Annotated in this window: 20 protein-coding genes, 1 tRNA gene and 1 riboswitch; of the genes, 15 read left to right on the forward strand and 6 right to left on the reverse strand. The window is 60.4% G+C overall.

Going from position 1 to position 22,156, the window contains the following annotated elements:
• Window positions 1-27 precede the first annotated feature (27 nt).
• Window positions 28-1,485 (forward strand): cobyric acid synthase, encoded by a 1,458-nt coding sequence (locus GOV38_RS04665; protein ID WP_171207782.1) that lies wholly within the window; start codon window positions 28-30, stop codon window positions 1,483-1,485.
• A 3-nt stretch (window positions 1,486-1,488) separates the two neighbouring features.
• Here the strand turns inward: GOV38_RS04665 and GOV38_RS04670 are convergent, their stop codons facing one another.
• The 3 genes from GOV38_RS04670 to GOV38_RS04680 all read right to left on the reverse strand — a co-directional run bounded on the left by GOV38_RS04670 (window position 1,489) and on the right by GOV38_RS04680 (window position 4,515).
• Window positions 1,489-2,271, reverse strand: a complete 783-nt coding sequence (locus GOV38_RS04670) for a hypothetical protein (RefSeq protein WP_171098195.1) — start codon at window positions 2,269-2,271, stop codon at window positions 1,489-1,491.
• A gap of 75 nt (window positions 2,272-2,346) precedes the next feature.
• The gene (locus GOV38_RS04675; protein WP_171098193.1) at window positions 2,347-3,765 is read right to left on the reverse strand and encodes a TolC family outer membrane protein; all 1,419 of its coding nucleotides are present in this window, start codon (window positions 3,763-3,765) and stop codon (window positions 2,347-2,349) included.
• Window positions 3,766-3,861: 96 nt separating this feature from the next.
• Window positions 3,862-4,515, reverse strand: a complete 654-nt coding sequence (locus GOV38_RS04680; protein ID WP_171207783.1) for a protein-L-isoaspartate O-methyltransferase — start codon at window positions 4,513-4,515, stop codon at window positions 3,862-3,864.
• Between the two features lie 222 nt (window positions 4,516-4,737).
• Here GOV38_RS04680 and GOV38_RS04685 point away from each other — a divergent pair.
• Window positions 4,738-4,811 (forward strand) — tRNA-Cys (locus tag GOV38_RS04685).
• 180 nt (window positions 4,812-4,991) lie between these two features.
• Here GOV38_RS04685 and GOV38_RS04690 read toward each other — a convergent pair.
• Both GOV38_RS04690 and GOV38_RS04695 read right to left on the reverse strand, forming a co-directional pair.
• On the reverse strand, window positions 4,992-6,659 hold the full coding sequence (locus GOV38_RS04690) for a hypothetical protein (protein WP_171207784.1): 1,668 nt from the start codon (window positions 6,657-6,659) through the stop codon (window positions 4,992-4,994).
• A 244-nt stretch (window positions 6,660-6,903) separates the two neighbouring features.
• Window positions 6,904-7,863 carry an NAD(P)-dependent oxidoreductase gene (locus GOV38_RS04695; protein ID WP_171207785.1) on the reverse strand — a complete coding sequence of 320 codons (960 nt, stop codon included), beginning with the start codon at window positions 7,861-7,863 and terminating at the stop codon, window positions 6,904-6,906.
• A 144-nt stretch (window positions 7,864-8,007) separates the two neighbouring features.
• A riboswitch (cobalamin riboswitch) is annotated at window positions 8,008-8,213 on the forward strand.
• An 84-nt stretch (window positions 8,214-8,297) separates the two neighbouring features.
• Between GOV38_RS04695 and GOV38_RS04700 the strand changes: the two genes are divergently transcribed.
• From GOV38_RS04700 to cobJ, 7 genes are read left to right on the forward strand one after another with little or no spacing between them, the layout of a single operon-like run.
• Window positions 8,298-8,678, forward strand: coding sequence for a DUF1636 domain-containing protein (locus tag GOV38_RS04700; protein WP_171207786.1), 381 nt, complete (start codon window positions 8,298-8,300; stop codon window positions 8,676-8,678).
• Window positions 8,675-9,730, forward strand: a complete 1,056-nt coding sequence (cobW, locus tag GOV38_RS04705) for a cobalamin biosynthesis protein CobW (protein WP_171207787.1) — start codon at window positions 8,675-8,677, stop codon at window positions 9,728-9,730. Before GOV38_RS04700 ends, cobW begins: the two co-directional genes overlap by 4 nt.
• Before the next feature lie 3 nt (window positions 9,731-9,733).
• On the forward strand, window positions 9,734-13,027 hold the full coding sequence (cobN, locus tag GOV38_RS04710; RefSeq protein ID WP_171207788.1) for a cobaltochelatase subunit CobN: 3,294 nt from the start codon (window positions 9,734-9,736) through the stop codon (window positions 13,025-13,027).
• Window positions 13,024-14,151 carry a precorrin-3B synthase gene (gene cobG, locus GOV38_RS04715; protein ID WP_171207789.1) on the forward strand — a complete coding sequence of 376 codons (1,128 nt, stop codon included), beginning with the start codon at window positions 13,024-13,026 and terminating at the stop codon, window positions 14,149-14,151. Before cobN ends, cobG begins: the two co-directional genes overlap by 4 nt.
• Window positions 14,151-14,780 carry a precorrin-8X methylmutase gene (locus tag GOV38_RS04720; protein WP_171207790.1) on the forward strand — a complete coding sequence of 210 codons (630 nt, stop codon included), beginning with the start codon at window positions 14,151-14,153 and terminating at the stop codon, window positions 14,778-14,780. Before cobG ends, GOV38_RS04720 begins: the two co-directional genes overlap by 1 nt.
• Complete coding sequence (locus tag GOV38_RS04725; RefSeq protein ID WP_171207791.1) at window positions 14,777-15,505, forward strand: precorrin-2 C(20)-methyltransferase; 729 nt, start codon at window positions 14,777-14,779, stop codon at window positions 15,503-15,505. Before GOV38_RS04720 ends, GOV38_RS04725 begins: the two co-directional genes overlap by 4 nt.
• Window positions 15,502-16,266 carry a precorrin-3B C(17)-methyltransferase gene (gene cobJ, locus GOV38_RS04730; RefSeq protein ID WP_171207792.1) on the forward strand — a complete coding sequence of 255 codons (765 nt, stop codon included), beginning with the start codon at window positions 15,502-15,504 and terminating at the stop codon, window positions 16,264-16,266. Before GOV38_RS04725 ends, cobJ begins: the two co-directional genes overlap by 4 nt.
• Here the strand turns inward: cobJ and GOV38_RS04735 are convergent.
• Complete coding sequence (locus tag GOV38_RS04735) at window positions 16,257-17,003, reverse strand: cobalt-precorrin-6A reductase (RefSeq protein ID WP_171207793.1); 747 nt, start codon at window positions 17,001-17,003, stop codon at window positions 16,257-16,259. The two genes, cobJ and GOV38_RS04735, sit on opposite strands and share 10 nt — an antisense overlap.
• Between GOV38_RS04735 and cbiE the strand changes: the two genes are divergently transcribed.
• The 6 genes from cbiE to cobF are packed head-to-tail and all read left to right on the forward strand — an operon-like array spanning window position 17,002 to window position 22,139.
• Window positions 17,002-18,201 (forward strand): precorrin-6y C5,15-methyltransferase (decarboxylating) subunit CbiE, encoded by a 1,200-nt coding sequence (gene cbiE / locus GOV38_RS04740; protein WP_171207794.1) that lies wholly within the window; start codon window positions 17,002-17,004, stop codon window positions 18,199-18,201. The two genes, GOV38_RS04735 and cbiE, sit on opposite strands and share 2 nt — an antisense overlap.
• A complete protein-coding gene (locus GOV38_RS04745) occupies window positions 18,198-18,566 on the forward strand; it encodes a cobalamin biosynthesis protein (protein WP_171207795.1) in 369 nt (122 codons plus the stop codon). Before cbiE ends, GOV38_RS04745 begins: the two co-directional genes overlap by 4 nt.
• On the forward strand, window positions 18,563-19,357 hold the full coding sequence (gene cobM, locus GOV38_RS04750; protein WP_171207796.1) for a precorrin-4 C(11)-methyltransferase: 795 nt from the start codon (window positions 18,563-18,565) through the stop codon (window positions 19,355-19,357). Before GOV38_RS04745 ends, cobM begins: the two co-directional genes overlap by 4 nt.
• Entirely contained in the window at window positions 19,350-20,678 is a 1,329-nt protein-coding gene (locus GOV38_RS04755; RefSeq protein ID WP_171207797.1) for a cobyrinate a,c-diamide synthase, read from the forward strand. Before cobM ends, GOV38_RS04755 begins: the two co-directional genes overlap by 8 nt.
• Complete coding sequence (gene cobA, locus GOV38_RS04760) at window positions 20,675-21,403, forward strand: uroporphyrinogen-III C-methyltransferase (RefSeq protein WP_171207798.1); 729 nt, start codon at window positions 20,675-20,677, stop codon at window positions 21,401-21,403. The genes GOV38_RS04755 and cobA overlap by 4 nt, the downstream gene beginning before the upstream one ends.
• Window positions 21,396-22,139 carry a precorrin-6A synthase (deacetylating) gene (gene cobF / locus GOV38_RS04765; RefSeq protein ID WP_171207942.1) on the forward strand — a complete coding sequence of 248 codons (744 nt, stop codon included), beginning with the start codon at window positions 21,396-21,398 and terminating at the stop codon, window positions 22,137-22,139. Before cobA ends, cobF begins: the two co-directional genes overlap by 8 nt.
• Window positions 22,140-22,156: the final 17 nt, after the last annotated feature.

The following is a 22,156-nucleotide window of genomic DNA, read 5'->3' on the forward strand; positions in this document are numbered from 1 at the left end:
TCTGACCGCCAGCATAGGAGACAAGCCATGGCGCGGTCCATCATGATTCAGGGCACCGGCAGCAATGTCGGTAAATCGGTTCTTGTGGCCGGTCTGGCCCGCGCCTTTACCCGGCGTGGCCTGCGGGTCGCACCGTTCAAGCCACAGAACATGTCGAACAACGCTGCCGTGGCCGACAGCGGTGGCGAGATTGGGCGCGCACAGGCGCTACAGGCCCGTGCCGCGCGACGGGCGAGCCACACGGACATGAACCCTATTTTGCTAAAGCCCGAGACCGATACAGGTGCGCAGATCATCGTGCAGGGACAACGGGCTGGCACGATGAAGGCTGGGGACTACCGCAAAGACAAATCCAAGCTACTGGGCGCGGCGCTCGAAAGCTTTCACCGGCTTTGCGCGGATACCGATCTGGTTCTGGTCGAAGGCGCTGGCAGCCCGGCAGAGACCAATCTGCGTCAAGGAGACATCGCCAATATGGGCTTTGCCTGCGCGGCCAACGTTCCGGTTGTTCTGGTGGGTGACATTCATCGCGGTGGAGTAATTGCGCAGATCGTTGGCACTCAGGCGGTGCTCGACCCAGCTGATCTGGCGATGATCCGGGGCTTTGCTGTCAATCGCTTCAAGGGTGATGTGTCTTTGTTCGACGATGGCCGCGACGATATCGCCGCGCGCACCGGCTGGCCATGCATTGGCGTCGTACCCTGGTTCCACGATGCATGGAAGCTGCCCGCCGAAGACATGATGGATATCCGATCCACCAAGGGTGGCGCCTGCAAGGTCGTTGTGCCTCAGCTAGAGCGGATGGCGAATTTCGATGACCTCGATCCGCTCTCGGCTGAACCCGGTGTCACGGTCGAGATTGTACCCGCCGGTCGCGCCCTGCCCGGAGATGCCGATCTGGTGCTGTTGCCCGGCAGCAAGTCGACGATCGGCGATCTGACCTATTTCCGTGCGCAAGGCTGGGATATCGATCTGTTGGCCCATGTACGGCGCGGTGGCCACGTTTTGGGCCTTTGCGGTGGCTATCAGATGTTGGGCCGCTCGATCGATGATCCAGACGGCGTGGATGGCCGCCCTGGCAAAGTTGAGGGGCTTGGTCTTCTCGACGTGGAAACAGTCATGACGGGCAGCAAGCAGGTAAAGCTGACACAGGCGACAGCCCTGCCCGGCCATGAGCCCGTCAGCGGGTACGAGATCCATATGGGGCGCACAGTTGGCCCGGATTGCGCGCGCGCCTGGCTGGACATTGATGGCCGCCCCGAAGGCGCCAGCAGCGCCAATGGCCGCGTGCGCGGCAGTTATCTGCACGGGATCTTTTCATCGGATCCATTTCGCGCCAGCTATCTGGCGCGGCTGGGTGTCACCTCGGATATCGCTTACGAAGACGGCGTCGAGGATACGCTCGATGCCTTGGCCGACCATCTGGAACAGCACATGGATCTGGATCAACTTCTGGCGCTGGCGCAACACCCCAGCAAAGGGTGATCGTCAATCAACCTTTTCGGCGATCAAGGCACGCGCAATCTCGCGCCGGACCATTTTGCGCAGATTGCGCGACACGCGTTCACCCAACTCGCCCTGCAATTCTTCACGCACGATCTGAGCGATCAGCTCTTGCAATGCCGTTTCGTCCAGACCTTCGGGCAGAAGTGCTTTCCTGTCGCTCGGCGCGGCTACATCAGTGGTGTTTTTTCGGGCGCGGATGAAAATCGCAGCACCATCGTCGTCGACTGTCTCATCCGCTTCGGCAGGCCAGTCCACCGCGCGCGTGCGTGTCCCGGAATAGGCGTCGTTGCTTTCCCCGTCAGGTTCCCATTGATCTTCGGTACGCGCAATTGCAGCTTCCAGCGCTTCAATCTTGGCACTCAGGCTGCCAGCCAAGTCGCGACCAGAACCATTTGCGGTTTCGCTCTGAACCGGGTCGGCAGACCCGTCAACCGCACAATTCCTGCGCTCAAGCGGTGCAGGGCCAACCGCATCTCGCGCGCGCAATCGAATCGGACCAGTATCTTCAGAACCGGGTTTGCGAGCGGCGATTTCCCGGCTTTCGTCCAACTGTCGCACCAACTGAAGAGGCGAGTCGCGCTCGACGTCCGCACCGGCATCTTCTCCGACGCGCAGCGCTTCGGTCAGAACCAGCCGCCCTGGCTTGGCTGGCTGCGCCGTTGGGATAAAAAGAAACTCTGGCTCGTCCCGCACTTCTTCGCTCACCAATCGTTTGATCGAAGAAAGCACATCCTCACCGCCTGCTTTGACGACACTATCCGACATTCTTCTCTACCGCTCTACCTGTGCGAGCGAGTGTAGCCAATCCGCCCTCGCCCCACAACAGGTAGTATTGCGGCACTAGTCGCGCCGCAAGGCTTTCAGCACACGATCGAGGTCTCGGCTCTGTTTGCTCACCGCTGATGGCGCTTTTTTAACCAGATTGTAGTACAGGGTCGGATCGTAAATCTGCACTGCCAAACCAAGACGTTCTGCGGTCAAAAGCCCCTGCGCCTGCAGCAATTGATAGGCCGCCAAAGACCGCTCGGTACGAGAGGCGATTTCCGCCAATTGAGCGTCAAGGAGGTCTTGCTGAGCGGCCAAAACGTCAAGCGTTGTACGCGCACCCAGCGTCGCTTCTTCGCGAATCCCATCGAATGCCACCTGAGACGCACGCACCCGTTCGGTCGACGCGCGCAGGCTGGCTGTGGCGGTCTCGAAGCGCACATATGCGTCTGTGACGCCCTGAGTGATATCTTTTTCCACGTTCAGCAAGTTCGCCCGAGACGCATCGCGCGTGGCCATGGCCCGACGAACAGCCGCAGCCAGCCCGCCACCCTGATAGATCGGTTGGGTCAGGTTCAGCGAGACCGAACCTGCGTTGCTATAATCGTCGTCGTCGAAGCTTTCGGTCACACCCGCGCTGGCATTCAGGCTGACATTAGGTCCGAGGTTTGCACGCTGTTGTTCAACCAACAGATCAAACGCACGCACCTGGTGCTGCGCCGACTGGATCGCAGGGTGGTTGCGACGTGCCAAGCCCTGAGCCTCAGACAGACTGCTGGGCAGGTTTGGAAGCCTTGGCTGCCCGCTTGTCTTGCCCGGTTGTTTGCCGACGGCATTAACATACTCTGCCTGTGCTGTTTCCAGATCACCGCGCGCATCGGCAAGATCGGCTCGCGAACTGGCCAATTGCGCCTCAGACAGCGCAACGTCCGTTCGTGTCACTTCGCCAACCTCAAACCGGTCCTGAGACGCACGAAGCTCTTCGCTGGACAGATCGACGTTGTTCTGACGGATGCCGACTGTCTCTTCCTGCAGCAACACGCTCAGATACGCAGTCGCCGCCCGGAATAGAATTTGCTGCTCGACATCCAACAATGTTTGCCGCGTCGCCAACACAGTTTCCTGGGCCGATTGCTTGCCAAACAAGGTTGCGCCACCGTCGTAAAGCAATTGGCTAAAAGTCAGCCCGGTGAAAAAATCCGTTGGTTGACTGGAGGTTACGAAATTGTTGGTCCTTGCGCGATTGAAATCCTGCGAGATTTCGACCGTCCAGTTCACAATCGGACGCAATGCAGATAGAGCAATTGCGACGTCTTCATCTTCAACCCGCAAAAGCGCTCTGTTTTGTTCTAATAGACCACTGGTGTTGTAAGCACCGATAAATGCATCGGTCAGGTTATCCGCCCAAGCCATACGCACCGGAAGGCTAGAAACTGCGATACCCGCGGTCAAAGCCAGCGCGTGCGCCAGCTTCCTTGTTAGGGTCCCACCCATCTCCGATTCCTCTCGAATTCAAAAAAACACTGCCTCGACCGCAATTTGCGCCTTTGAATTGAACTAATCAAGGCAGTCAATAACTTTGAATCTGGACTATAGCGAAAATGCACACTCTTGTGTGAACCCGGGCAAAACCGGCGCGCTGGCGTTAAACGCAAATCGCCAATCGACTTGCCCGTCGATCTTGTGACCAACGCGCACAGTACCAAGGTCGCCTTCCATGAAAACGCAAGCAATCCGGCCTTGGTCCTTTAGCTGATCCAACAGCGCCTCGGGCACTCGCTCGACCCCGCCTTGAACAAGGATCACGTCATACGGTCCATGCTCTGCCGCACCTTGTTCCAAAGGTCCGATATGGACAATCGCGTTATCTTCACCCGTTTCCATCAACACGGTCTGCGCCTCAGAAGCCATGGCTTCATCTGCTTCGACGCCAACAACAAGCTGCGCCATGCGTGCGGCCACCGCCGTAGAATACCCATAGCACGAGCCAACATCCAACACCGCTTCGTCATTGGAAATATTCAATGCATCCAGCATCTTTGCCAGTGTTCGCGGTTCCAGCAGGCATCGCCCCTGCCCCAGATCGGTCAGGTCTCCGACATAAGCTGCCTCACGCAGCGCATCGGGCACGAATTTCTCACGCTCGACGCTCAGCATGGCATCGATGATGGGGAATTTCGTGACATCGGACGGACGAATCTGGGTGTCGACCATTGTCAGGCGTCGGGCTGCGAAATCTGTCATGGGATCGGTCTTTCTGTTTCCCTTGTTTTCGCGCTTTTGCCATATCCACAGCGCTGCGGCAACGGGCCACGACCACCAAAGCGTTGGTCAAGCAAAATCCAGAGCCATGAACCCCGATTTCACTGCAACCGAATGGTTTTGCCCTCAAAGCTCTGGACGTTCCCACGGAAAGCTGCTAGAACGCCCACCACACCACAGCAAGTGATTGATTTCATTTACAAAGGCGAGTTGGCGGAGTGGTGACGCAGCGGATTGCAAATCCGTGTACACCGGTTCGATTCCGGTACTCGCCTCCACATACTGCCGTTTCATCCACAGCTTCCGCCTTGCTTTGATTTCCAAAGCTGTTGATTTGACCGGTTCGTTCTCATTCTGCCCTTCGCCCAAAGGCCAAAACGCTGCGGTGCGTCATGACCCGGGCTGTGGGCTGATGGCTTGCGTGCGGTGTTGGCACGTTCTGTGAGAGGTCAATTCGCTTATGAAGGCGCTTTGATGCGGTAAATTTTGAAGAACGATCCGTTTTCAATAACCTGCAGGTTCTCTGCCTGTTCGGTTTTAGGCGCTCCGAAGACAATGAGATAGTCAAAGTCTTGCGGCCATTCTGCATAGTAGATCCTCTCGTTCCGGCCCTCAGCGACCCCCAAAATATTTTGCCTGTGCTCTTCATCCAGGACACCGAACAGGAGCGCTGTTGTCAAAGCCCGTGAGGGGCGTATCGGGTCCAGGTGCAGTAAATCCTGTTCGGTTCTTATTGGTTGCGTCGAAGGATAGGTGAACAGCGTCGGTACAAATGCATTGCCAAATATCACCGCGAGACTGTCAATGTTGCGAAACGAAAGGAAACCGGATGGCTGGTGCATGTTGCGCGCTCCGGTGGCCATACGCCATTGGGTCGAATAGGTCAGCTCGGGGCGGCTTCCTGGCAAGTCAAAGGCACCAATAACCTTCGACCTTGGTGTGATTTGCGCGACTGCCGATTTCAGCTCGTCTACGTTTTCCGAAAACGCGTTCCAGTTGGCTGCGATTGAGCTTCCTTTGAAAAGTGAAAGGCACACGGCCAGGGCGACCAAGGCGGTGTTGATCCGTGTATTTTTCACCTCAAAGCAGCTTGAGGCAACAAGCAGTGCCATGAATATCAAACCGACCCGCGCATCAAGGAACACACCAAAAAGAACTGCAGGCAATCCGATTGTCCCCACAAAAAGCCCACCCAGGGCCAAACGCATACTTGGCGCGATCCTGACGCGCCCTGTCAGCCCGAGCCACAGATACAGCACAAGCACGAATATGCAGACTGCCCAATCGGGCGCGTCCCCTTGAAACAGACCGATCCCAAGGAACGCCATCGCCTTGTTGTGCAGATCACCCCACCATGATCCCATAGGCATCGGCTCAAGACCCGCGTCCGAGAGAAAGTGATTGAAGGCAAAGATCGCGAGCGACGGAATCACGCAGAACGCAAAACGCACAAAACTCTTGATCGCCAGAGGCGAACGCAAGCGTGACGCGTTTAGGTTAACCAGATACGCAAATGAAATTGCGAGGCAAAACAGGTATCCGAAAATATGTGAAAAATAGAGCGCGACCAGCAAAACCGAGAGTGCAAGATACAACAACGGAGCTTCGCGTCTTTGTGCCTGGATCAGCACGCTGACGGAAAACAGCATGAGCCCTACGGAAAAGTAGAAGTTCAGAAACCCCCACGCAAAGACGATGTTCAGGGCCGTCAAAAACGGAAGAGCAAGCCCAATGTGCAGGCGTCCGAAAAGGGTCGCGTTTAACGTCAAAGACCCTCCGATAAAGACCGCTACCGCAAGAAGCAGAAACACAAACCCAGCAGTTTCGCTGTTCAGAAATGGAAGTCCAAAGACAGTGATCGCATCCATGGCCAAGTTCGGGATGGGTCCCCAAGCGGCCTCGTATATGCCTTCGAACTCTGAAGAATCGGCAAGCGACTTTAGTACATGTATTCGGGCCAAATGGTTGGGGTAGTCGATCAACGGTGGAATCGACGCCTGTGTGAATGGCAAAAGAACACCAACGCACAGCCCAACAAGCCCGAATGCGCAGAGCGCCAAACTGAAATAGTCGTTACGCTTGGAAATCACGCGAACCTCAAAAGTGCTTTCATTGCCTGTATGCAAGCTAATCAGCCTTTAAGAAACGGCTCAGGATAACAATTTGGCTAATATGGTATTTTAGCCCCTGTTCTGTTGGCGTGATCAGGTTTCGAACGGGTGCACTCCACGTTTATGCAGCCTTTGTTTCAGGCAGCATTCCTTTGTGACCTTGGCGACCTTGCTGATCCTTACAAGCGTGGTCGGTTCTAGCCTTTCAAATACGCCAACGCAGCTTCACGCAGATCGGTTGGGTTTGGTGCCCAAGTGCTTACTGGCTAAACGTTCGGTTTTGCGGAATCACTTCGTAACCGGGCTCTTCTGGCTCATCGTCTTCCATCTCTGCTGGAAAACCTGCCGCGCGGATATCCAGTCCGGTGGCTTCCTCGAGGCGTTTGATGATATTGGGTGAGAGTTCGCGTTCGCCAAATCGCGCGATGCCATCGTCGAAGATTTTGATCATGACAGGGTTGATCTCAAGCGGCACGCCTGCGCGATCCGCCACGTCCTGAAACAGGCCGATGTCCTTTTTCACCAGGTCCATGGTGAAGGAGATATCGCGCGAACCATTTAGGATCACCTGGCTTTCGGTTTCGTGCACAAAGGACGTGCCCGATGAGATTTTGATGGCCTCATAGGTCGTGCCCAGATCCATTCCAGCAGCCTTGGCTGTTACCAATGCCTCGGCACATGTGATGAGGTTGGCGGTTGCCAGATAATTGGTCAGCACTTTCAGCACCGAGGCCGAGCCCAGATCGCCCGTGTGCAGCACCCGGCGTCCCATTGTGGTCAGAAACGGCAGGATCCGCTCGAATGTCTCACGGTCACAGCCAGCAAAAATCGAGATATTGCCGGTTGCCGCGCGGTGACAGCCGCCCGAAACCGGGCAATCGACAGCCGCGCCGCCCCGTTCGATCACCAGTGCGCCCAGGCGTTTGGCTTCGGCTTCGTCGGTGGTCGACATTTCCATCCAGATTTTGCCGGGCCCCACTTCGGGCAGCATCTCTTGCATCACAGCGTCCGAGGCCGCAGGCGATGGCAGGCAGGTGATCACCGCGTCGCAATCGCGCATGAGTTGCGCCGGGCTTTCCGCGGCTTTTGCACCTTTGGCAACAAACTCGGCCACCAGAACTTCGTTCAGATCATGCACGGTCAGATCAATGCCATTGCGCAGCAGCGATCCTGACAGCTTGCCGCCCACATTTCCCAGCCCGATAAAACCTACTTTCATTCAGCTCTGCTCCCCTGTTTGCAGTTTTGGTCAGGCGAACACAGCGCGCAAAGCCCGTCATGCCGCTCAGCGACCCGCACAAGTCGCTTTTCAGCCCTTGGCCTTGTTGTTAGCGCAACGCGCTTGACAACGGGGTCAACTGTGCCTCATGAGCCATATGTTGGTGTCTGCGACAGCAGATGAAAAGGGAATGCGTCAGCGGATCGTCCGTCAAACGCAGCCGCCCCCGCGACCGTGACCGGAGAGGGTGCCCAAAGCCACTGGCCTAGGCCGGGAAGGTGGGACATCCGACAGAGGCAAGCCTCTGACATCCGCAAGCCGGGAGACCTGCCAGCACAAAAGACTGAAACCGGACGGGGTGTTCCGGAGTGGGGTCTGACGTGACCCGCATGAAACCCCGTCCCCCACGAAAAGGATCTGGGGGGATGAGAGATATGACCGAGGCAGTACCGGTCGAGTTGTTGGTCTGCACCACCTGTCGGCGCGGCCTGCCCATAGAGGACGACGCGGAACGGCCCGGCGCATTGCTGCACAAGGCGCTGGCGCAAGCTGATCTGCCCGAAGGGATCACGCTGAAAGCCGTTGAATGCCTGTCGAACTGCGACGAAGGCTGTTCCATCGTTTTGCGCGGCGGGCCCAATCGCTGGACATTCGTCTATGAACACCTGAACGAGACCGACCATGTCGAGACCATCGTCGACGGCGCCACGAAATACCTGGAGACCGAAGACGGTTTGGTCAAATGGCGTGAGCGTCCTGAGCATTTCCGCAAGAACTGTGCGGCACGTATTCCCCCGATTGGAGCCCTGAAATGAGCACGCTTGAAAAGCTTCCCGTCACTGTGATCACCGGCTTTCTGGGGTCTGGCAAAACCACATTGGTCAAGCATCTGATGCTGAATCCTCAGGGCAAGCGCCTGGCCGTCGTCGTCAATGAGTTCGGCGATGTCGGTGTTGATGGCGATATCCTGAAATCCTGCGCGATCCCTGATTGCCCTGCCGAGAACATCATGGAACTGGCCAATGGCTGCATCTGTTGCACCGTGGCCGATGATTTCATCCCCACGATCGAAGCGTTGATGGCGCTAGAGCCGCGCCCCGATCACATCCTGATCGAAACCTCGGGTCTGGCGCTGCCGAAACCGCTGCTCAAGGCGTTTGACTGGCCCGATATCCGCTCGAAAATCACTGTGGACGGTGTCATTGCCCTGGCCGACGCCGAGGCGGTCGCTGCGGGTCGCTTTGCAACAGATGTGGCGGCCGTCGATGCGCAGCGGCTGGCGGATGACTCGATTGATCATGAAACACCCCTGTCCGAGGTCTTTGAAGATCAGATTTCCTGTGCCGATATCATCCTGCTGACCAAGCCCGATCTGGCCGGTCCCGAAGGCGTGGCCAAGGCCAAAGCGGTGATCGCCGCCGAGGCTCCGCGCCCGCTGCCGGTGGTCGAAGTTGCCGAAGGCGTTGTGAATGTGCGCGTTGTTCTGGGGCTTGAGGCCGCGGCCGAAGATGACATGGACGCGCGCCCATCGCATCATGACGGCCACCACGATCATGAGCATGACGATTTCGACAGCATCATCATCGAGTTGCCAGAACAAAGCGACCCGCTTGATCTGGTGGCGAAAATCGAACGTCTAGCCACCGAGCTGAACATTCTGCGCGTCAAAGGCTATGCCGCTGTGCAGGGCAAGCCGATGCGTCTTCTGGTGCAAGCCGTGGGTGCGCGCGTGCGTCATCAATATGACCGTCCGTGGCAACCGGGCGAAGACCGACGGTCGCGCCTTGTGGTGATCGCCGAGCATGACGACATCAAAGAAGCAGAGATACGCGCTATCCTTGCGCCCGTAAGCGAGGCTGCCGAATAAGCCATGCATGTCGTCTTTCGCGAAAGCCACGGGCTCGAAGAGACAGAGACCCCGACCGATCTGGGCCAGAGCCCGGCGGATCTGGTGGTGCTGTCCTTTTCGGACAGTGACCTGGGCGCTTTCGCGGCTGGCTGGCATCGCGGCGGCGGGCCCGACGGGGATATGCCAACCCTGAGGCTGGCCAATCTGACGGCTCTGAAACATCCGCTATCGGTCGACACCTATGTGGAACAGACGCTGGAAGGTGCCAAGGGCATCCTGATCCGCCTGATCGGCGGGGTTCCCTATTGGTCTTACGGGCTACAGCAAGTACTGGCGCTGGCACAGGCGAAAGGCATTGCACTGGCGGTCTTACCGGCGGATGGGCGCGAGGATACGCGGCTGGATGACTATTCCACCCTGCCCGTCTCGACCCTGCGGCGCTTGGCGCATCTGTGTGACACAGGTGGCGAAGTTGCGGCGCAGGCAGCGCTGGCGCAGATGGCACTTGCCGCTGGGCTTTATGCGGGTCCGGTGATGGGGGCCAAAACCATCCCCGACTGCGGTGTCTGGTGCCCGGATCGGGGCGTGATCTCGGCGGACACGGCATTTACCGGTGATGCGCGGCGCGTGCTGGTTACGTTTTATCGTGCTTACCTGACCTCTGCCGACACTGCCCCAATTGCGGCGTTGATCCGCGCCCTGCGCGCACGCGGGATTGAGGCAGTCGGGCTTTTCGCCCCGTCGCTCAAGGCACCAAACGCGGCGGATTGGCTGCGCGAGACAGTTGTGGCCCTAGGCCCGTCGGCGATCATCAACGCCACCTCATTCTCGGGCAAAGGTACATCGGGCACGTCGCCTCTGGACGCGGCCAATGTGCCGGTGTTTCAAGTGGCCCTCGCCACGTCGCGCCGCAAAGCCTGGGCCGAGGCGGAACGCGGGTTGTCACCGGCAGATCTGGCGATGCATGTTGTGTTGCCCGAGGTCGATGGCCGGATCAATGCAGGGCTCGTGTCGTTCAAAGAACCCGGCAAGCGTGACCCGCAGTTGGAATACTCACGCTTTGCGCACCGACCTGATCTTGAGCGGATCGAGGCTGTAATTGACCGTCTGTGCGGTTGGCTGAACCTGCAAGACAAGCCAATTTCCGATCAGGTCCCGGCATTGGTGCTTTCGACGTATCCGGGTAAAGACTGGCAGATGGCCCATGCTGTCGGTCTGGACGCGCTCGCCTCGGCCGAAGCGATGCTGAGCGACCTGCAAACGGCAGGATACGATACAGCCCCGGCTGCCCCCATTGCAGAATGCTTGCTCGACGCACGCATATCCTGGCCTCTTGCAGATTATGCGACCGCTCTCGCCGCTTTGCCGGAACAACTGCGCGCAGAACTGCAAACCGTTTGGGGCGCGCCCGAGGACGATCCGGCCTTTGCCAATGGCGCGTTCCAGTTCACTGCGCTGCGCCGGGGCAAGGCGCTTGTCGCGCTGCAACCCGAACGGGGCACGCCCGCGCTGCGCGATGACGAATATCACGACCTCTCGCGCACACCGCGACATGGCTATGTCGCCTTTTATCTGTGGCTGCGCAAAGGCTTGGGCGCGGATGCGCTGATCCATATCGGGGCCCACGGCACGCTGGAATGGCTGCCCGGCAAGTCTGTTGCCCTGTGCACTGAATGCTGGCCCGAAGCGCTTGTCGGCGACCTGCCGGTGATCTACCCGTTCATCGTCAACGACCCGGGCGAGGCCGCGCAAGCCAAACGCCGGATCGGGGCCGTGACCCTGGGCCATATCCCACCCGCGCTGAAAGACAGCGGCACGCCGGATCGCATGGTGCGGCTGGAATCGCTGCTGGATGAGTTCTCGAATGCGGACGGGCTCGATCCCAAGCGCCGTGACCGGCTGCAAGAGGACATCCGGGATGAGGCGCAAGCCATCGGGGTGGAACAGGATCTGGGCCTGGATCAGGCCACCAGCACCGCCGAGGCGATCACCCGCATCGACCGCTTTGTCTGCGACATCAAGGAAAGCCAGTTCGGGGACGGGCTGCATATCTATGGTCGTATCCCAGAGATCACCGGAGATTTCGACCCTGCCCCATCTGCCCATGCTGAACGCAACGCGTTGATCGACGCGCTGGCCGGGCGACGGATCGAGGCTGGTCCCTCGGGCTCGCCCTATCGCGGACGTACCGATGTTTTGCCCACCGGGCGCAACCTTTACACCACCGATCCGCGCTCGGTGCCCACACGCGCGGCCTATGCTCAGGGCGTCAAACTGGCTGAAGAACTGGTCCGGCGGCATCTGCAAGAGGAAGGGGATTATCCCAAAGGGCTGATCGTCGATCTGTGGGGCTCGGCTACGATGCGCACGGCGGGCGAAGAATTCGCCATGGCGCTGCACCTGCTTGGGGTCAAACCTGTCTGGGATGCGGGCTCGGAACGGGTTTCGGGAATTGAAGTTCTGCCAATTACCGACCTTAACCGCCCGCGTCTGGACGTGACCTTGCGCGTCTCGGGCCTGTTTCGCGACGTGTTCCCGACGCTGTCGGCCCTGTTCGGGCAAGCCATCAAAGCGCTGGCTGCACGCGATGAAGCACCGGATTGGAACCCCTATGCCGGTCATGCGCCCTCGGCCCGGGTCTATGGCCCGGCCCCTGGCAGCTATGGTGTCAACATGACCCAACTGTCTGAAACCTACACGGACGAGGCCCGCGTTCAGGCCGGGGAAGCATGGCTGGAGGCCAGTTCATTCGCGCTGGAAGGCGATCATATCGCGCAAGACAAAGACGGGATCGCACAGCGCGTGGCGCAGGCCGACAGCTTTGTGCACCTGCAAGACCTGACCGAGACCGATCTCTTGCTGGCCAACGACTATGCAACGCACGAGGCCGGATTTGCAGCTGCCAAAACGCTGACCGGTGGAACGGCGCAGCTTTACCATCTGGACAACACCAGGCCCGAGACCCCGCGCGCGCGGACCTTGCCTGAAGAGATCTGCCGCGTTGTCCACGCACGCGCCGCAAATCCCGGATGGATCGCCGGAATGCAGCGGCACGGGTTCCGTGGCGCGGCCGAGATTGCGGCGACCTTGGATCACATGGCCTCGTTCGCGCATCTGTCTGGAACGGTAGCGCCGCATCTCTTCGATCTCTACCACGATGCCACGTTGGGCAATACCGAGGTGGATGCCTTTCTGCAAGACGCAAACCCACGGGCGCATCAGGCCATGCAGGATCGGTTTCGCGCCCTTCTGGACGCCGGTCTTTGGAACACCCGCCGCAATGCGATCCGGGCCGATCTGGAGGGTTTGGGGTGAGCGCGCCGATTGTCCAGGGCTGGTGCCCCGGCGCGCATCGCCCGATGATGTCTGGCGATGGTTTGGTCGTCCGAGTGCGACCTCGGTTGGCACGGCTGGAGGCGCAGCAAGTTTTGGGGCTGTGTGCGTTGGCCGAGCGGTTTGGCAATGGCACCATTGACCTGACCAACCGCGCAAACCTTCAACTGCGCGGAGTTCAGGAGAAGGATCACCGGTCGCTATTGGTTGAATTGGCTGAGCTTGGCTTGCTGGACGCAGAACCCGGCATCGAGATGCGCCGCAACATGCTGGTGACACCGCTTTGTAAAGCGCATGACCGCACGGCGCGGCTGGCGCAAGAGTTGATTGACCGGTTGGGCGAGTTGCCTGCCCTGCCCGCCAAGTTCGGTTTTGCTATCGACGCAGGCCCGCAGCGCTTGCTGGCATCGGATTCGGCAGATATCCGACTAGAAACCGGCACTGACGGTTTGATCCTCCGCGCGGACGGTGCCGAAACCGGGAAGCCGGTTGATGAGAGCAATGCCATTGATGATCTTATCGCGCTGGCGCGGTGGTTCTCAGAACACAGTAGCGATGAAGTGCGCCGCATGGCGCAGGTCGTTGCACGCCATGACCTGCCAGATATCTGGCAAGGCGTGCACCCCGCGCCCATTGGGAGGCCACTACAACCGGGCGAAAGCGCTCTGGGACCGCTCCATGGAGCCGCCTTTGGTCAATTGCCCGCCCGTGCGTTGAGGGAATTGATGGAGGCGAGCAATGCCTCTGCCCTGCGGGTCACCCCGTGGCGGTTGTTTCTGTTGGAAGGCGGGGCGGCGATACCCGCTCCGGGCTTTGTCACAGATGGCACTGATCCGATCCTGAGCACCGACGCCTGCCCCGGTGCACCGCTCTGCCCGCAAGCGCAAGTGGCAACACGCAAGATCGCCCGCGCTCTGGCAACGCGCGTTTCCGGCAGCCTGCATGTATCGGGCTGCGCCAAGGGCTGCGCCCGCAAAGCCCCCGCCGATATCACTTTGGTGGGACAGAACGGGCGTTTTGATCTTGTCAAACAGGGCCGCGCAGGGGATGAGCCCCTGCAACGCGGCCTGACCGAAAAAACTCTGATGACCATGGACTTCACTTGATGCCCTATGAATACGAAACCGACGGCGCGGCGATCTATAAACAGAGCTTTGCCACCATCCGGTCCGAGGCCGATCTGGCGCGGTTTGACGCGGATGAAGAGCAGGTTGCTGTCCGTATGATCCATGCCGCCGGAATGGTCGGGCTGGAGGAGTTCGTGCATTTCTCGCCCGCTTTTGTGCCGGCCGCCCGCACAGCCTTGGAAAACGGCGCGCCTATATTGTGTGACGCGCGCATGGTCAGCGAAGGCGTGACCCGCTTTCGCCTGCCCGCCGACAACCCGGTGATCTGCACGCTGCATGACGAGCGGGTACGCCCGTTGGCCGCTGAGATGCAAAACACCCGCTCTGCCGCAGCGCTGGAACTGTGGCGACCGCATCTGGAGGGCGCGTTGGTGGCCATAGGCAACGCGCCCACCGCGCTGTTTCATCTGTTGAACATGTTGGAAGACCCGGACTGCCCACGCCCGGCGGCCATTATCGGCTGCCCCGTGGGGTTCGTGGGCGCGGTCGAATCCAAAGATGCGCTCTGGGCCGCTCAACCCGTACCCTCGTGCATCGTCAAAGGGCGCTTGGGCGGCAGCGCGATCACAGTGGCGGCCATCAACGCCATCGCGAGCCGCGCGGAATGAGCAGCGGCACCATATACGGTGTGGGACTTGGCCCGGGTGATCCCGACCTGATGAGCGTTCGAGCAGACCGGTTGTTGCGCACCGCGCGCCATGTGGCTTTCTTCCGCAAACCCGGGCGCAGCGGTCAGGCCCGCAAGATCGTCGAAGGCGTGATCTCGACTGACGCGGTTGAATTTCCGATGGAATACCCGGTCACCACGGAAATCCCTCTGAGTGATCCGAGATACAATGCGTTGCTCTCCGAGTTCTATGAAGATTGCGCGCAGCACCTCAAGGGCTTGGCCGATCGCGGCGAGGATGTGGTGGTTCTGTGTGAAGGGGATCCGTTCTTCTATGGATCCTTCATGCATCTTTACAATCGCTTACGCGATACTGTTCAGGTCGAGGTCGTCCCTGCCATTACCGGCATGTCCGGCGCCTGGACGGCCACAGGGGATCCAATCACCTGGGGGGATGATATCCTGACAGTGCTGGCCGCCACCCTGCCCGAAGAGGTCCTGGCCCAACAGATGGCGCAGACCGACGCGTTGGTGGTGATGAAGATCGGGCGCAACATTGACAAGGTGGTCCGCGCGCTGAAAACCGCCGGGATGTATGAGCGCGCCTGGATCGTCGAATACGCGCAAATGCCGAACCAGAGGGTTTGCAAACTATCCGAGAATTGCCCGGATTTCACTCCCTATTTCTCGATCATTCTGGTCCATGGTCAGGGTCGACGCCCATGAGCGGATGGGTCAAGATCGCAGGTCTCGGGCCGGGCAGTGAAGCACTTGTTACGCCCGAGGTAACTGCCGCACTGGCTGAGGCTACGGACATTGTTGGATATATCCCTTATGTCGCCCGCATAGCTGAACGCCCGGGGCTGACCCTGCACGCCAGCGATAACAGGGTTGAGATCGACCGCTCGCAGCGCGCGTTGCAGATGGCAGCAAAGGGCAAACGGGTTGTCGTCGTCTCCTCCGGTGATCCCGGTGTCTTCGCGATGGCTGCAGCTGTGTTCGAAGCGGTTGAGAATGGCCCGAAAGCCTGGCGCGGCCTACAGATTGACGTGCTGCCGGGAATTACTGCGATGCTGGCGGCTGCGGCACGTGCGGGCGCGCCGTTGGGGCATGATTTCTGCGTCATCAACCTCAGCGACAACCTCAAGCCCTGGGCACTGATCGAAAAACGCCTGCGCCTTGCGGTCGAGGCTGATTTCGCGATGGCCTTCTACAATCCCCGCTCGAAGTCTCGCCCAGAAGGCTTTGAGAAAACACTGGAAATCCTGCGCAATATCTGCGAGCCGGACCGGTTGATCCTGTTTGCGCGTGCGGTGTCGCGCGCGGATGAAGCGATCCGGGTGTCGACCCTGGCCGAAGCCACGGCGGACATGGCGGATATGCAGACGGTGGTGATTGTCGGCTCGTCCCGAACACGCTTGATTGAGCGTGCGGGATCCCCGATTGTCTACACTCCGCGCTTTACCCCTGATAAGGGTCAGGAATGAGCCAGCCAGTCCAGAACCTGCGAGACATGCGACAGCTCGACCCGCTGCGGCAGGCTTGGGCGGTCGATCATCAGTACAGGCAGGCCCAAGGACCGCGCAGCATCCAGCTTGGCCTGCGCCCCCGTGCCCCCGGCGTTTTTCGAAACAACAAGCTGCGTCCCATGGTGCTGCATCAGCGCGCGATCGCCTTCCTCGGTAAAGGGACCTCGCGCCACAACCACGTCGGCCTGAGGCAATGGCACGCCGTCAGGCTCATCGACCAGCCGCAGCAGATAATGGTGCTGGGACTGCGCGGCGAACGCCTCAAGATGCAAGCGACCCGTGGCCAGAAACACCCGGCGCGGCGCGCCTGCCAAGGCGGCAACAGCAGCCGGGACATCCGCAACATGCTGCCACGTATCACCGGGCCCGGCGACCCATGGCGGGCGGGTCAGCGCCGCCAGGGGGATTTGGGTTGCAGTGCAAGCCTCGATGGCGTTCCGGCTCATCTGGGCGGCAAAGGGATGGGTGGCATCCACCACATGAGTGATAGTGTTCTCGCGCAGATGATGGATCAACCCTTCGACGCCGCCAAACCCTCCGACACGGGTCGGCAGCGGCTGCGGGCGGGGCGTATCCACGCGTCCGGCGTAGGAATAAGTCGCTGCAGCACCCTGTTCGGACAAGGTTTTGGCCAGAGTGTTGGCCTCGGTCGTACCACCCAGGATCAACAGATTTGGGATCAGGGGGGTAGACATGACTGACGCTCCGTGGCTGACCGTTTTGGGGTTGGGCGAAGACGGGATTGATGGCCTGTCGCCCGCAAGCAGTCAAGTGCTGGACCGGGCCGAGATCATCATGGGCCCGCCCCGCCACCTGTCATTGCTGCCCGAAAGCAGCGCCGAGCGGATCTCCTGGCCCGTACCTTTTGCCGAGGGGGTGCCGTTGTTGCAGCAATATCGCGGGCGGTCCACCGTGGTTCTGGCCTCGGGCGATCCGTTCTGGTTTGGCGCAGGGTCGGTTATCGCGCGCAGTTTTGCGGCCGGAGAATGGACCGCCCTGCCCGGCCAATCAACCTTTTCGCTGGCTGCTGCACGTTTGGGATGGCCCTTGGAAGCCACGCAAACCTTCGGCCTGCACGCGGCGCCTTTGACACGGTTGCGCCCGCACCTTTCCCCGGGGCTGCGCGCCATCATCTTGCTGCGCAACGGCGCGGCGGTCGCTGAACTGGCGCGGTATCTGACCGAAACAGGATTTGCCGACACACAGTTGCACGTGATGGAAGCCTTGGGCGGCCCGCGTGAACGGGCGCATTCCGTTTCGCTGACCGAGGCGCTGCTGGGCACCTTCGACCACCCGGTCTGCGTCGGGCTTGAGGTCGCCGGACAAGGCCGCGCCTTGCCCAAAGCCACCGGCAGACCGGATGAGATCTTCGAAAACGACGGCCAGATCACCAAACGCCCGATCCGGGCTTTGACTCTGTCGGCTCTGGCCCCGCAGCGCGGTGAGCATCTATGGGATATCGGCGGTGGTACCGGTTCGATCAGCATTGAATGGCTGATGTGTGATCCGTCTTTGACCGCCACCACTATCGAGCCGCGAGAAGATCGCGCCGAGCGAATCCGTCGCAACGCTGACACGTTGGGGCAGGATCGGCTGAGCGTGGTGCATGGCACGGCGCCCGAAGCCTTGTCGGGTTTACCCTTGCCGGATGTGGTCTTTATCGGTGGCGGCCTTAGCGCCGAGTTGCTGGGCTGGTTACGCGATACCTTGCCAAAAGGCACGCGACTGGTGGCCAATGCCGTGACGTTGGAAAGCGAAGCGCTGCTGGCGCAGTGGCAGGCGGATATAGGCGGAGAGCTGTTGCGCATCGAGCTTGCGCACTCTGCCCCACTGGGACCACGTCGAGGCTGGAAATCGGCCTATCCGGTCGTGCAATGGAGCGTCACGCTATGATCGTGGCTGGCCTTGGGTTTTCATCGGGTGCCACCATCGACAGCCTGCGCGCGGCCTATGGCGCAGCGACGGATGGGCATCTCGTGACGGCGCTTGCGACGGTCAGGGACAAGGACGGCCATCCGGCGCTTGCCGCTTTTGCAGACAGCCTTGCATTGCCGCTGCACCTGATCGAAAAGCATGATCTGGCGCAGCAGCGGACGCTTACAAGCTCGAACCATAGTCGGGCCGCATACGGAACCGGCAGCGTGGCAGAGGCATCCGCACTTGCCGCTGCAGGAGCGGGTGCGCGGCTGCTTGGCCCCAGAGAAATTTCAGACGACCGGCTGGCCACTTGCGCCATTGCCATCGGAGGACAGACATGACCGTTCATTTCATCGGTGCCGGACCAGGTGCCGCCGACCTGCTGACCTTGCGCGGGCGCGATATCATCGCGTCTTGTCCGGTCTGCCTTTATGCCGGGTCGCTGGTGCCGGAAGAAATCCTCAGCCACTGCCCGGACGGTGCCCGGATCGTAAACACTGCGCCGATGGATCTGGACCAGATCATGGCCGAGATCGAAACCGCGCATCAGGCCGGTCAGGACGTGGCGCGCCTGCATTCGGGCGATCTGTCGGTCTGGTCGGCGATGGGAGAACAGATCCGGCGCCTCAAGGACATGGGCATCCCGGTGAGCGTGACCCCCGGCGTGCCGTCCTTTGCCGCTGCGGCTGCGGCGTTGGGTACGGAACTGACACTGCCGGGGCTGGCACAATCGGTGGTGCTAACGCGCACACCGGGGCGCGCGTCATCAATGCCCGAGGGCGAAACGCTTGCGAATTTTGCCCGCACCGGGGCAACTCTGGCCATTCACCTGTCAATCGGAAATCTGGACGCGGTGATGGCCGATCTGAGCCCGACCTATGGCGAGGATTGTCCGGTGGCCGTGGTTTACCGCGCCAGTTGGCCCGATGAGCGGATTATCCGGGCGACGCTGGCCACTTTGAAAGACGCTTTGGATGACAGAATCTCGCGCACGGCACTGATTCTGGTGGGCCCGGCTTTGGCGGGGGAAGGGTTCGACGAAAGCTGCTTGTATTCAAAGGATTATGACCGAAGATATCGCCCGCAAAGTGCGGACAGCCCGTGGTCGAGCTGGAGCCCCGAGAATGAGTGAGCCAATAACGAACCCCCCTGGCCTTTTGATCTCGGCCCCGTCCTCGGGCACCGGCAAAACCACCGTGATGCTGGGCCTGCTGCGCGCGTTGGCCCAGGATGGGCTGACCGTGCAGCCCTTCAAAAGCGGACCGGATTACATCGATCCGGCTTTTCACCGCGCGGCGGCGGGGCGGGCCTCGTTCAATCTGGACAGCTGGGCTATGAGTGACGGGCTACTGAGTGCAATCTCGGCCCAGTCTGAGGGCGCGGATATTGTGGTCGCCGAAGGCTCGATGGGATTGTTTGACGGTGTGGCCAAACCCGGTGAGCTGGGGCACGGTTCAAGCGCTGAGACGGCGCTGCGCATGGGCTGGCCGGTGGTGCTGGTGCTGGATGTGGGCGGTCAAGCGCAATCGGCGGCTGCAACGGGTTTGGGGTTTAAGATGTACAACCCCGATCTGCCTTTTGCGGGCGTGATCCTGAACCGCTGCGCCAGCCCGCGCCATGAACGGCTGACGCGGCTGGGCATGGAGCGCGCGGGCCTGCCGGTGCTGGGCGTCCTGCCACGGCGCGGAGATTTGACGCTGCCCGAACGGCATCTGGGTCTGATTCAAGCGGTTGAGCACCCCGATCTGGAAAGCGCAATTGTGGGCTATGCGGCGTTCCTGCGTGAGCATGTGGACCTGGAGGCGATCAAACGGGCGGCTTCCTCAGGCCCTGTTGGGCCATCGTCAGCCGCGCTGCCGCGGCCTCCGGCACAGCGCATCGCTTTGGCTCGGGATGCGGCGTTTTCGTTTACCTATCCGCATTTGCTGGAAGGATGGCGCGCGGCAGGGGCCGAGATTTTGCCTTTTTCACCGCTGGCGGACGAAGCGCCGGCAGATGACGCTGATCTGGTCTGGTTGCCGGGTGGCTACCCGGAACTGCACGCAGGCACTTTGGCCGCTGCGCAAAACTTTCAAAACGGGCTGTGCAAACATGCAGAAACCAAACCTGTGCATGGGGAATGCGGAGGCTATATGGCTCTGGGTCAGGCGCTGATCGACAAGGAGGGCGTGCAGCATCAGATGGCGGGCCTGTTGGGATTGGTGACCTCGTACCAAAAACGCAAGTTCAACCTTGGCTATCGCCGCGCCGAATTGCTGGCCCCGATGCCCGGCCTCGCCGTCGGCTCGGCGCTGCGCGGGCATGAGTTTCACTATTCCTCAATCGTCGAGCAACCCGATGCGCCACTGGCCCGGGTTTTTGACGCCGAGGGTGCGGAAGGGCCACAAACCGGGTCGGTGCGTGGCCCTGTCACCGGCACGTTCTTTCACCTGATCGCCGAGGCCTCGGCATGAGCGGGTTTGTTTCCTTCGTCGGATCGGGCCCCGGAGACCCCGAGCTGTTGACATTGAAAGCCGTGGACCGGCTGCAAAAGGCAGATGCGGTTCTGTTCGATGATCTGAGCAGCGGACCGATCCTGAGCCATGCGCGTGCCGATGCCGATCTGGTGGGTGTGGGCAAGCGCGCCGGGCGCCCCTCGCCCAAGCAGGACCATGTGAGCCGGTTGCTGGTGGACTACGCCAAGACCGGGCAGCAAGTTGTTCGCCTGAAATCGGGCGATGGCGGCATGTTTGGCCGGTTGGAAGAAGAGCTGGTGGCGCTGCGGGCCGCCGGGATCGACTATGAGATCATCCCAGGTGTCCCGTCCGCCGTGGCTGCGGCTGCCGCAGCCGGCATTCCCCTGACCCGCCGCCTGACCGCACGGCGCGTGCAATTTGTGACCGGTCATGACGTGAGCGGCGCATTGCCCGATGACCTGAACCTGGCCGCGCTGGCCGACCCTTTGGCGACAAGCGTCGTGTTCATGGGCAAACGCACATTCCCCCTGCTGGTTGAAGCGCTGCATCGCAACGGCCTGCCATTGGACACACCCGCGCTTTTGGCTGAATCGGTCTCGACAGCCGATCAGACCTTGCAGCGGGCAACGATTGGGGAACTGGCCGAGCAGTTGAAATCCGAGGTTGGCAAAGCACCGGCATTGATCCTCTATGGGCCTTTGGCTGCGTTTGACGATGATTGAGCTGAGCCTGATCGGTATCGGAACTGGCAATCCCGATCACGTCACGCTGCAGGGCGTTCAGGCGATCCGCGCAGCCGAGGTGATCCTGATCCCGCGCAAGGGTGTGGACAAAGCTGATCTGGCGGGGCTGCGCGAAGACATCATCGCTCAAGTGACTGACACCTCACCGGAACTGGCCTATTTCGATATCCCGAAACGCCGGAGCGATGACGGATACCTGCGCGGCGTTGATGAGTGGCATGATGCCATCGCCCTGCGCTGGCAAGAGGCGATGGACGCGCATCCCGGTGCTGAGCGCATCGCCCTGCTGATCTGGGGCGATCCGTCGCTCTATGACAGTTCATTGCGGATTGCCGCGCGTCTGAAGCACAACCCGAAGATCAAGGTTATTCCCGGCATCACCGCGTTGCAGGCTTTGACAGCAGCCCATGCAATTCCAATCAACGATCTGGGCGCGCCTTATGTGGTGACCACCGGGCGCCGGCTTCGCGACGAAGGCTGGCCCAAATCGGCCTCGAAAGTTGCCGTCATGCTGGACGGGGAGTGTTCTTTTCAAAACCTTGATATGGAGCGATACGAGATCTGGTGGGGCGCCTATGTTGGCATGAAAGAAGAGTTGCTGATCAAGGGCCCTCTGGACCGGGTTGCCGAAGAGATCCTGACCACCCGCGCTAAGGCGCGCGCAGATCATGGCTGGATCATGGATATCTATCTGCTGAAACAGCGCGACGGCTAAACGGACCACACGGCTTT

This window comes from Ruegeria sp. HKCCA5839, from assembly GCF_013035585.1.
In the GTDB taxonomy this organism is placed as follows: Bacteria; Pseudomonadota; Alphaproteobacteria; order Rhodobacterales; family Rhodobacteraceae; genus Ruegeria.